This window comes from Mycobacterium sp. (genome assembly GCF_035506235.1).
Classification (GTDB): domain Bacteria; phylum Actinomycetota; class Actinomycetes; order Mycobacteriales; family Mycobacteriaceae; genus Mycobacterium.
Genome location: NZ_DATJPU010000080.1, coordinates 1 through 10,406 on the forward strand (window position 1 = coordinate 1; position 10,406 = coordinate 10,406).

At 69.7% G+C, this 10,406-nt stretch carries 10 protein-coding genes; 4 read left to right on the forward strand and 6 right to left on the reverse strand.

All coding sequences use genetic code 11. The features are described from left to right. Positions 1–31 precede the first annotated feature (31 nt). The 3 genes from VMD50_RS07335 to VMD50_RS07345 are packed head-to-tail and all read right to left on the reverse strand — an operon-like array spanning position 32 to position 3,542. Entirely contained in the window at positions 32–871 is an 840-nt protein-coding gene (locus VMD50_RS07335) for a transglutaminase family protein (protein WP_325426315.1), read from the reverse strand. After that, positions 871–1,848: an alpha-E domain-containing protein gene (locus tag VMD50_RS07340; RefSeq protein ID WP_325426317.1), complete on the reverse strand. Its 978-nt coding sequence runs from the start codon at positions 1,846–1,848 to the stop codon at positions 871–873. Before VMD50_RS07340 ends, VMD50_RS07335 begins: the two co-directional genes overlap by 1 nt. Continuing rightward, entirely contained in the window at positions 1,848–3,542 is a 1,695-nt protein-coding gene (locus tag VMD50_RS07345; RefSeq protein WP_325426361.1) for a circularly permuted type 2 ATP-grasp protein, read from the reverse strand. The genes VMD50_RS07340 and VMD50_RS07345 overlap by 1 nt, the downstream gene beginning before the upstream one ends. 145 nt (positions 3,543–3,687) lie before the next feature. On the opposite strand from VMD50_RS07345, the gene rpsT reads away from it, so the two are divergent. Further along, positions 3,688–3,948, forward strand: a complete 261-nt coding sequence (rpsT, locus tag VMD50_RS07350) for a 30S ribosomal protein S20 (RefSeq protein WP_325426319.1) — start codon at positions 3,688–3,690, stop codon at positions 3,946–3,948. Positions 3,949–3,982: 34 nt separating this feature from the next. Here the strand turns inward: rpsT and holA are convergent, their stop codons facing one another. The 3 genes from holA to VMD50_RS07365 form a co-directional block, all read right to left on the reverse strand. Then, positions 3,983–4,963, reverse strand: a complete 981-nt coding sequence (gene holA, locus VMD50_RS07355; protein ID WP_325426321.1) for a DNA polymerase III subunit delta — start codon at positions 4,961–4,963, stop codon at positions 3,983–3,985. A gap of 59 nt (positions 4,964–5,022) precedes the next feature. After that, complete coding sequence (locus VMD50_RS07360; RefSeq protein WP_325426363.1) at positions 5,023–6,567, reverse strand: ComEC/Rec2 family competence protein; 1,545 nt, start codon at positions 6,565–6,567, stop codon at positions 5,023–5,025. A gap of 67 nt (positions 6,568–6,634) precedes the next feature. Then, positions 6,635–7,501, reverse strand: coding sequence for a ComEA family DNA-binding protein (locus VMD50_RS07365; protein ID WP_325426324.1), 867 nt, complete (start codon positions 7,499–7,501; stop codon positions 6,635–6,637). A gap of 154 nt (positions 7,502–7,655) precedes the next feature. On the opposite strand from VMD50_RS07365, the gene VMD50_RS07370 reads away from it, so the two are divergent. From VMD50_RS07370 to VMD50_RS07380, 3 genes are read left to right on the forward strand one after another with little or no spacing between them, the layout of a single operon-like run. Then, the gene (locus tag VMD50_RS07370) at positions 7,656–8,816 is read left to right on the forward strand and encodes an acyl-CoA dehydrogenase family protein (protein WP_325426326.1); all 1,161 of its coding nucleotides are present in this window, start codon (positions 7,656–7,658) and stop codon (positions 8,814–8,816) included. Between the two features lie 7 nt (positions 8,817–8,823). After that, a complete protein-coding gene (locus tag VMD50_RS07375) occupies positions 8,824–9,939 on the forward strand; it encodes an acyl-CoA dehydrogenase family protein (RefSeq protein ID WP_325426328.1) in 1,116 nt (371 codons plus the stop codon). A gap of 3 nt (positions 9,940–9,942) precedes the next feature. Further along, positions 9,943–10,395 (forward strand): PPOX class F420-dependent oxidoreductase, encoded by a 453-nt coding sequence (locus tag VMD50_RS07380; protein WP_325426330.1) that lies wholly within the window; start codon positions 9,943–9,945, stop codon positions 10,393–10,395. The last annotated feature ends 11 nt before the right edge of the window (positions 10,396–10,406 follow it).

Consider the following 10,406-nt stretch of genomic DNA (forward strand, 5'->3'; position numbering starts at 1 on the left):
GTCCACCCCGGGTACCGCACGCTTCGAACGGCTACGCCAGCCGGGTGATTTCCACGATCACGTCGAGATCGGTTGCCCCCGAACCCGAGTAGATCCCTTTGAGCGGGGAGACGTCGGTGTAGTCGCGCCCGGCGCCCACGCTGACGTACTGCTCGGTGATCTCGGTGTCGTTGGTGGGGTCGAAGCTCCACCAGCCGCCGGTCCAGGCCTGGATCCAGGCGTGGCTGCGCCCGTCCACGGTCTCCCCGACGACGGCGTTGCGTTTCGGGTGCAGATAGCCGGACACGTAACGCCCGGGAATTCCCATGCCGCGCAACACCATCAGCGACAGGTGCACGAAGTCCTGGCAGACGCCCTTGCCCTCCTTCAGGGCGTCCAGTCCGGACGAGTGCACGCCGGTGGTCCCGGGCAGGTAGTCCAGTTGGTCGCGCACCCATTTGCCCGCCGCGACGACGGCCTCGGCGGGATCGTAGGACTTGGCCATCTTCTTGGCCACTGCCGCGACGCGCTTGCTCGTCGGCGTGTGCCACGTGGGGCGCAGCAACTCGTCAAAACGATCGATCACGGCCGCCGATTGCAGGTCACCCCAGCCGACCTCCGCCACCGCCGGCTCCCCCCGCTCTGTCTCGACGACCGAGGAGGACGTCACCGTGAGATCGGTGTGCGGCGCGTGCAGGTCGAACGCCGTGACGGCGGTGCCCCAATAGTCGATGTAGCGGTAGGACCGCGTCGCGGGAATGGTCTCGACCCTGTTGAGGATGACGTTTTGTCTGGTGTCCGAGCGCGGGGTCAGCCGGGCTTCGTTGTAGGAGGCGGTCACCGGCGATTGGTAGGCGTAGCCGGTGGTGTGCACCACGCGCAACCGCCACATCAGGGTTCGCCCTGCCTGCTGACCAGCCGGGCGCGGTGGCCCGCGTCCGACCACGCCACCCAGGGAGTGACGTGAAAGTATTGCAGCGACAACGCTTCTCCGACGTCGCTACAGGTCCGTTGCAAGCTGGCCAACCGGCTCTCCAACGACTCGAGCAACACACCGGGCTGCACGAATTCCAGTTCGCTGCGCGCCTGCCCGAGCAACCGCTGCGCCTCGGCGGTTGACCCGATCCGGCTCTGCGGGTTGTGCAGCAGCTCTTCGAGATTGTGTTCGGCCAGCCGCAGCGAGTAGAACACCGAACGCGGAAACAGGCGGTCCAACAACATGAATTCGACCACTCGGCCGGCGTCCAGCACCCCTCGGTAAGTGCGTAGGTAGGTGTCGTGCGCGCCCGCCGAGCGCAACAGCGTCACCCACGCGGGCGACGACGCGCTGTCGCCGACCCGCGACAGCAGCAGCCGCACGGTCATGTCGACCCGCTCGATCGCGCGGCCCAGCAGCATGAAGCGGTATCCGTCGTCACGCGACAGCGTCGAATCGGCCAGGCCGGCGAACATGGCCGCGCGGCCCTCGATGAACGACAGGAATTCATGTGGCCCAAGACGTTTGGCGGCGCGCTCGCGTTCGGCCAGGGCGTGGTAGGTGGTGTTGAGGCATTCCCAGATCTCGATGGAGGTCACCTCCCGGGCCGACTTCGCGTTCTCCCGCGCCGCCGTGATGGCGTCGACGATCGAACAGCCGCCCGAAACGTTGGTGCTGAAGGCCACCAGGTCGGTCAGCGACCAGACATCCAGGTCGTGGTCCGGGGGGTCGATGCCCAGCACCCGCAGCAGCAGCCGGGACGCCTGGTCCGGGTCGACGCTGGAGTCCTCGAGCAGTTGGTGCAGCGCCACGTTCAGGATCCGCGCGGTGTCGTCGGCGCGCTCGACGTAGCGGCCGATCCAGTAGAGCGCCTCGGCGTTGCGGGCCAGCATCAGCGCATCCTCTGCTGTTGTTGCTGCTGGGGTTGCTCGTCCGGGACCTGCGTCGGCTGCGGCTGCTGCTGGGACAACCGCGGCGCACCGTCGAGCGCCGGGTCGGGAATGGACTTCGGCAGCGATCGCACGACCTCCGCGGCGCCCAGCTCCCGCGGTCCCGACGCGGCGCGCGGCGCCAGCACCCAGGTGTCCTTCGACCCGCCGCCCTGGCTGGAGTTGACCACCCGCGAGCCCTCGACCAGGGCCACCCGGGTCAATCCGCCGGGCAGGACCCACACGTCGTTGCCGTCGTTGACCGCGAACGGCCGCAGGTCGACGTAGCGGGGTGCCAGCGTGCTATCGACCTGCGTCGGCACGGTCGACAGTTCCATCATCGGCTGCGCGATCCAGCTGCGCGGATCGTCGCGGATCTTCTTGGCGACGGTGGCCAGCTCTTTATCGGAGGCCTCCGGGCCGAACACGATGCCGTAGCCGCCGGATCCCTCCACCGGCTTGAGCACCAGCTCGTCGATCCGGTCCAGGACCTCTTCGCGCTCGTCGTCCAGCCAGCACCGGTAGGTCTCGACGTTGGCCAGCAGCGGTTTCTCGCCCAGGTAGTACTCGATCATGGTCGGCACGTAGGTGTAGACGAGCTTGTCGTCGCCCACGCCGTTGCCGATCGCGCTGGAGATGACGACGTTGCCGGCGCGGGCGGCGTTGACCAGGCCGGCCACGCCCAGCACGGAGTCGGCGCGGAACTGCAGCGGGTCGAGGAAGGCGTCGTCGATGCGCCGGTAGATGACGTCGACCTGGCGCTCGCCCTCGGTGGTGCGCATGTACACCTGGTTGTCGCGACAGAACAGGTCGCGGCCCTCGACGAGCTCGACGCCCATCTGCCGGGCCAGCAGCGAATGCTCGAAGTAGGCCGAGTTCGCCACGCCCGGCGTCAGCACGACGACGGTGGGATCGGCCTCGTTGGTGGCCGCGGAGTTGCGCAGCGCGCGGAGCAGGTGCGACGAGTAGTCGTCCACGGCGCGGACCCGGTGGGTGGCGAACAGGTTGGGGAAGACCCGCGCCATCGTGCGCCGGTTCTCCACGACGTACGACACGCCCGAGGGTGAGCGCAGGTTGTCCTCCAGGACGCGGAAGTTGCCTTTTTCGTCGCGGATCAGGTCGATGCCGGCCACGTGGATCCGGACGCCATTAGGCGGGACGATGCCGAAGGCCTGACGGTGAAAATGCTCGCAGGAGGTGATCAGCCGGCGCGGGATGATGTCGTCGTTCAGAATTTCCTGATCGCCATAGATGTCGTCGAGATACTGCTCGAGGGCCTTGACGCGCTGGGTGATGCCGCGCTCCAATCGGCTCCACTCGGCGGCCGAGATCACCCGCGGCACCAGGTCGAGCGGGAACGGCCGCTCCTGGCCCGACAGCGAAAACGTGATGCCCTGGTCGATGAACGCGCGTCCCAGCGCCTCGGCGCGGGCCTTCAGCTCGGAGGCGTCGGAGGGGGCGAGCTCGGCATAGATGCCCTTGTACGGACCGCGCACGGTGCCCTGGGCGTCGAACATCTCATCGAAGGCCATCGAGTAGGCGTCGGATTGGTTGTATCCGCCGAAGATGCGCTCGGCGCGCGCGTCCGGACGCCCTGTAGCGCCGCGCGGTCCCCGCCTGGTTTCTTCAAGCTGGCTCGGAAGACTCACTTGGTAGATGCTGCCTCACATTGACTTTGTGGCTGGCCACGGTCTCACTTTTGGGAGAAAACGTAACCGACTGCTAACCTGGGCAGTCGCGATCGGGAGTGGGGCGAACCCCGGACAAACACCGCAAATACCGATTCGAAGAAGGAAATTACGCGTGGCCAACATCAAGTCGCAGCAGAAGCGCATCAAGACGAACGAGCGCGCCCGGCTGCGCAACAAGTCGGCGAAGTCCTCGCTGCGCACGGCCGTGCGTGCCTTCCGCGAGGCCGCCCACTCCGGCGACAAGGAGAAGGCCGCCGAGCTGCTGGTGTCGACCAACCGCAAGCTGGACAAGGCGGCCAGCAAGGGCGTGATCCACAAGAACCAGGCGGCCAACAAGAAGTCGGCGCTGGCGCGGGCGCTCAACAAGATCTGAGCCCCCACCAACCAGCGCGGCGGCTCCGGGCTCCTCAGCGGCCCCTGTCGGCCACCAACTCGGCAACCTGCCGGACCGCGGATTCCAGTGCATAGTCGGCGTCGGCGACGGCACCCTTGACGTTGGCGTTGAGCGCCGCCACCACCTTCATCGCGGTCGCGACCGTGTCGCGCGACCAGCGCCGGGCCTGTTTCTGCGCCTTCTGCACGCGCCACGGCGGCATCCCCAGCTGCGCCGCCAGGCGATACGGGTCGCCGGACAGCGGCCCCACCCGGCCGATGCTGTGCACGGCCTCGGCCAGCGCGTCGGCCAGCACCACCAGCGGTTCGCCGCGCAGCATCGCCCACCGCAGCGCCTCGGTGGCCCCCGCGACGTCACCGGTCACCGCCTTATCGGCGATGTCGAAGCCCTTCACCTCCGCTTTGCCGCTGTGGTAGCGGCGCACCGCGGCGGCATCGACGTCACCGGCGGTGTCGGCGACCAGCTGTGAACACGCCGCGGCCAGCTCGCGCACGTCGGAGCCGACGGCGTCCAGCAGGGCGGTCACCGTCTCCTCGTCGACCTTGACCCGCAGCGCACGGAACTCCTTGCGGATGAAGTCGACGCGCTCGCTGAGCTTGGTGATCCGCGCGCACGGATGGACCTGGGCGCCCAGCGACTGCAGCTCGCCGGCCAGCGCCTTGGCCCGTCCGCCGCCCGAGTGCACCACCACCAGCACCGTGCCGGTCGGGACGTCGGCGGCGGCCGCGGTGATCACCGCGGCCGCGTCCTTGCCCGCTTCGGCGGCCGCCTCCAGCACGACGATGCGCTCGTCGGCGAACAGCGACGGGCTCAGCAGTTCGGCGAGTTCGTAGGTGCCGACGTCGCCGGCCCGCATCCGGCTCACCGGAACGTCTGGGTTCTCAGAGGTGCCGGCGCGTTTGCGCGCCGACCGCAGCACGCCGGCCACCGCCCGTTCGACCAGCAGCTCCTCGTCACCCAGGACCAGGTGCAGGTGGTGCGCATCCTCGCTCACCCCACGATGGTGTCACGCGGGACCGACGAGACCGAAGGGTGGCGACCCGCCGCGCCCGGCTACGCCGCGCTCGCGATCGCCACGAGGCGGGACAGAGACCAGGCCAGCCAGCACATCCCGACCGCCGATCCGGCGAGCCCGAGCGCCCCGCGAAACCAGCGCCGTCGCCACAGCCGCACGGCCACCGCGAACACCAACGCCGTGCCCGCCCCGACCACCACCACGCCGGGCGCACAGGCCGGAACGGGCACCGTCGCCGCGGGCACATCGGCCGACCACTGCGCCACGTGCAACACCCACCACAGTTCGGGTCCGGTGAAACGGATCAATAGCTGCGCACCGGGCGGCCACAGCAGGCAGCCCACGGCCGCCGCGCTGCCCAGCACGGTGATCGGCGCTATCACGGGTGCCACCGCGAGGTTGGCCGCCGCGGCCACCAGGCTGACCCGGCCCGAGATCCCGGCCACCAGCGGGGCGGTCACCACGTGCGCGGCGCACGCGACGGCAACCGCATCCGCCAGCGGCTTGGGCCAGCCCCTGCCGACCAGGCGCCGCGACCAGGCGGGCGCGATGACGATCAGCGCGGCCGTCGCCAGCACCGACAGCGCAAAACCCACGTCGACGGCCAGCTGCGGAGCGAGCGCCAGCAATATCAGCACCGTGGCCGCCAGCGCCGGAATCGCTTGCCGCCGACGGGAAGACAGCATCCCGGTCAACGCGATCGCGCCCATCACCGCCGCCCGCAAGACGCTCGCCGTCGGCTGCACGACGATGACGAACGCCACCAGGGCGACGGCGGCGAGCACGACGGCCGCGCGGGGTCCGATCAACCGGGCCGAGAACAGCACCGCCGCGCACACGATCGTGACGTTGGCCCCCGATACCGCCGTCAGGTGCGTCATGCCCGCCGCCCGAAACTCGCGGCTGGTCTCGCCGGTGACCGCCGCGGTGTCGCCGAGGACCAGCGCCGGCAGCATCGCGGCCTGGTCCGCGGGCAAGGCGTCGCGGGCTGCGGCCGCGAACCGGCGGCGCACGGCGTGAGCGGCCCGCTGCACCGCACCGGCGGTTCCCATGGTCGGCCGGCCGGACGCGGTGAGCACCGCCACCGTCAGGTCACGGCGGCCCGGACGGTTGATGCGGGCGGTGAACCGCACCGGCTGACCCACCATCAGGTCGCCGAAGTCCGATGCCCGGGCGAAGACGACCACCCGGCCGGACACCTCGTCGTCGCGGAGGCGTTGCAGGGTGGCACGAAACATCAGCCGGCCCTGATTTCCCGCGCCGAGCGACAGCGCGGTCTCGGTGGGGGTGACCGTCACGGGGGCGGCCGTGCCGAACGCGGCGGTGATCGGGTGGCGACCTACCGCGTCGGCGCGCAGCCCGATCGCCAGCCCAAACCCGGCGCCCACCACGCCGACCGCCACCAGGCCCGCGCCGACCGCCGGAAGCCGCGGCGTCCGGTCGGACGTGCGCACGCCGTAGCAGGCCAGCGCCCCCAACGCGACCAGCACCAGGCAGCAGGACGCCGATACCCGACCGACCGGCCACCAGATCCCGGCGGCGGTGACCACCCAGGCGGTGAGCGCGGGCGCCACCAGCCGCACATCGACGTGCGCGTGCACAGCGCGTCCACAGAGCGCGGTTCGCCGCGGCCCGGCTGGCGCACCGGTGTCAGACACGGACGAGCGGGCGAAGTTTCTCCAGCCGCGCCGGACCGATGCCATCGACATCGGCGAGCTGGTCCACGCTGGTGAACTTGCCGTTCGACTGCCGCCACGCCACGATCGCGGCGGCGGTGACCGGTCCCACCCCGGGCAGCCCGTCGAGCTGCTCGACGGTCGCCGTGTTGAGGTCGAGCACCTCACCCGCCTTCGGCTTCACCGTCCCCGAGGCCGGTCCCGCTGCCCCGGACACCGGCGGCGTACCCGAGGCCACCGAACTGCCGAGCGCCGTCGGCTGCCCCGGCGCGGGAGCGAGCCCGACCACGATCTGCTCGCCGTCGGCGACCGGGCGGGCCATGTTCAATCCGATGGTGTCGGCGCCGTTCACCGCGCCGCCGGCGGCCTGCAGCGCATCGGCGATGCGTGCGCCGGGCGCCAGCGTGACCAGTCCGGGGGTGTGCACCAGGCCGACCACGCTGACCACCACCGGTCGCTCGGGCCCGGCCGGCGGGCCGGCACCCGGGCTCGCCGAGGATCTGGGGCTTGCCGTGACGGCCTTGTCCACCGGTGGCAGCTTGGCCGACATCACCGGCGGGGGCCGCTCACGCATCAGGGTGAACACCGTGACCAGCACGGCCAGCGCGGCCACGATCGCCAACGCGATCGCACCGGCGCGGCCGGGGTCGGCGCGCATCTTCGCCAGCCAACCGCGGCTCTCGGCTGCCTCCGGAAGCCACCGCGGCAGCAGGGAATTCTGGTCGTCGTCCGGGGTGCCGTGGTCCGGCCCCGATTCGTCCGCGGCCAGGGCCTGTGAATCGGTCTCCGGGTCTGCGCCGAGCCTGCGCTGTAGCCGCTCGGCGGGCAGTTCTGTTCTCATGGCCCGACGGTAGGCGCGCCGACCGCCACGACGGTCCCGCGCGGCCGCGGCGCGGGGCCGGCGTGTGGACTAATCCGAGGCTGTGCACGGGCACCGAATCCGATGGGTCAAGATGGAACGGTCGCGACGTTCACCTCAACCAAAGGAGGCTGCCATGCAACTGGCGCTCACGCCCGAGGAAGCCGCGTTCCGCGACGAGCTTCGCACGTTCTACACCACCGAGATCCCCGAGGAGCTGCGCGAGCGGGTGCGCGCGGGTTCGGCGTCGGTGCGCCGCGAGGACATCGTCACCAGCCACAAGATCCTGCACGAGCACGGGCTCGCCGTGCCCAACTGGCCGGTCGAATGGGGCGGCAAGGACTGGACGCCCACCCAGCACCAGATCTGGGCCGACGAAATGCAACTGGCGTGCGTGCCCGAGCCGCTGAACTTCAATACCAAGATGGTCGGCCCGGTGATCGCCGAATTCGGTTCCGAAGAGATCAAACAACGCTTCCTGCCGCCGACGGCCAGCCTCGACATCTGGTGGTGCCAGGGATTCTCCGAGCCCGAGGCCGGCTCCGACCTGGCGTCGCTGCGCACCACCGCGGTCCGGGACGGCGACAGCTACATCGTCAACGGACAAAAGACCTGGACGACGCTCGGCCAGTACGCGGACTGGATCTTCTGCCTGGTGCGCACCGACCCGCAGGCCCCCAAGCGCCAGGCCGGCATCTCGTTTCTGCTCTTCGACATGAAGACTCCGGGCATCACACTGCGGCCCATCAAGACGATCGACGGCGGCCAGGAGATCAACGAATTGTTCTTCTCCGACGTCCGGGTGCCCGCCAATCAGCTTGTCGGACAAGAGAATCAGGGCTGGACATACGCGAAGTTCCTGCTGGGCAACGAACGCACGGGCATCGCCGGCGTGGGACGCACCAAGGTGCGCCTCGCCGAGGTGAAAAAGCACGCCGCCGAAACGGGACTGCTCGGCGATCCCCTGTTCGCGGCGCGACTAGCCGAGGCCGAGAACGAGGTGCTGGCGCTGGAGCTCACGCAGTCGCGGGTGGTCTCGGGCTCCGCGGACGGGCAGCCCAACCCGGCGTCGTCGGTGCTCAAGCTGCGCGGCAGCCAACTGCAGCAGATCGCCACCGAGCTGCTCGTCGAGGTGGCCGGTCCCGACGCGCTGCCGGTGAACGGAGCCGACATCACGTCACCACACTGGGCGCAACACAGTGCGCCGCACTACCTCAACTACCGCAAGACGACGATCTACGGCGGCAGCAGCGAGGTGCAGCGCAACATCATCGCGTCCACCATTCTCGGATTGTGAGGCAGCAATGGACTTTCAGTTGAGCGACGAGCAGGCCCTGCTGCGCGACACCATCCGCGACCTGCTGTCGCGCACCTACGACCCGGAGAGCCGCAACAAGGTCATCGGCACCGATCTCGGCTGGAGCCGTGACGTCTGGAGTCAGCTCGCCGACACCGGGATCCTGGGCCTCGGGTTCGAGCCGGACGAGGCGGGCCAGATCGAGATCATGGTGGTGCTCACCGAGGTCGGGCGCCGGCTGGCCCCCGAACCGATCCTGCACGGGGCGCTCGCACCGGGCGCGCTGATCGCCGAACTGGGCAGCGACGCCCAGAGACAACAGCTCGACGAGGTCGCGGCCGGGCAACGGCTGCTGGCCTTCGCCCACCTGGAACCGGGCCACCGCACGCCCACTGCTGCGGTGACGACTCGGGCTGTGCGGCAAGGTGATTCATGGACGCTGACCGGACGCAAGAACCCGGTGCTGGCCGGTGACTGCGCCGACGCGCTGGTGGTCAGCGCCGCGTTGCCGGACGGCGGCACCGGCCTGTTCCTGGTCGAGGCGGACGCCGTGAACAGGCACCCCTACCCCACGTTCGACGGTCAGCGCGGCGCCCAGGTCGATCTGGACGGCGCGGCCGCGGAACCCCTTGGCGAAGCGTCCGAAGTTCCAGACGCCTCACCTGCAATCCGCGACGCCATCATCCGCACCCAGTCGGCGTTGTGCGCCGAAGCCGTCGGGGCGATGGAGGAAGCGCTGCGCCTGACCACCGATTACCTCAAGACGCGCAAGCAATTCGGCGTCACGCTCAACAAATTCCAGGCGCTCACCCAGCGGGCCGCCGACATGTACGTGTCGCTGGAAGTCGCGCGCAGCATGAGCTTCTACGCCGCGATGTCGATCGCCGACGGCAACCTGGACCCGCTGATCGCGTCGCGCGCCAAGGTGCAGATCGGCCGGTCCGGACGGCACATCGCGCAGGAGTCGATCCAGCTGCACGGCGGAATCGGCGTGACCGCGGAATATCCGGTCAGCCACTACGCCGCGCGGCTCACCGCTATCGAGCACACCCTGGGCACCTCCGGCGACCACCTGCATAACCTGATCGAGCACCTCGGCGACTACGACCTGGCCCGCCTCTAGCGCATGGCCGAGTCCGCGAAGCTCACGAAGCTGTCAGCGAGGGTTGTCTCATTCCTCTCCGCGGGCACCCGCACCGGGATGCTGGGGTACGTCGCCGCCGACGGCCGGCCGCTGGTCGCGCCGGTGTGGTTTGTGGTCGACGTGGATCAAGACGGGGGCCAACTGGTGTTCACCACCGGCCGGGACACCTCGAAAGGCCGTGCGCTGGCACGCGATTCGCGTGTCGTGATGTGCGTCGACGATCCTCACCCGCCGTATTCGTTCGTCCAGGTGCAGGGTCTGGCGTCGGTGGGCGAGGATGCGCAGGACGTGCTGGACATCGCGACGCGGACCGGTGGGCGCTACATGGGCGCCAACCGCGCCGACGAATTCGGCCGCCGCAACGCCGTTCCCGGCGAGCTTGTGGTGCGGGTGCGCCCGACCAAGGTCATCGCTGCATTCGATATCAGCGACTGACCCCCGCCGGG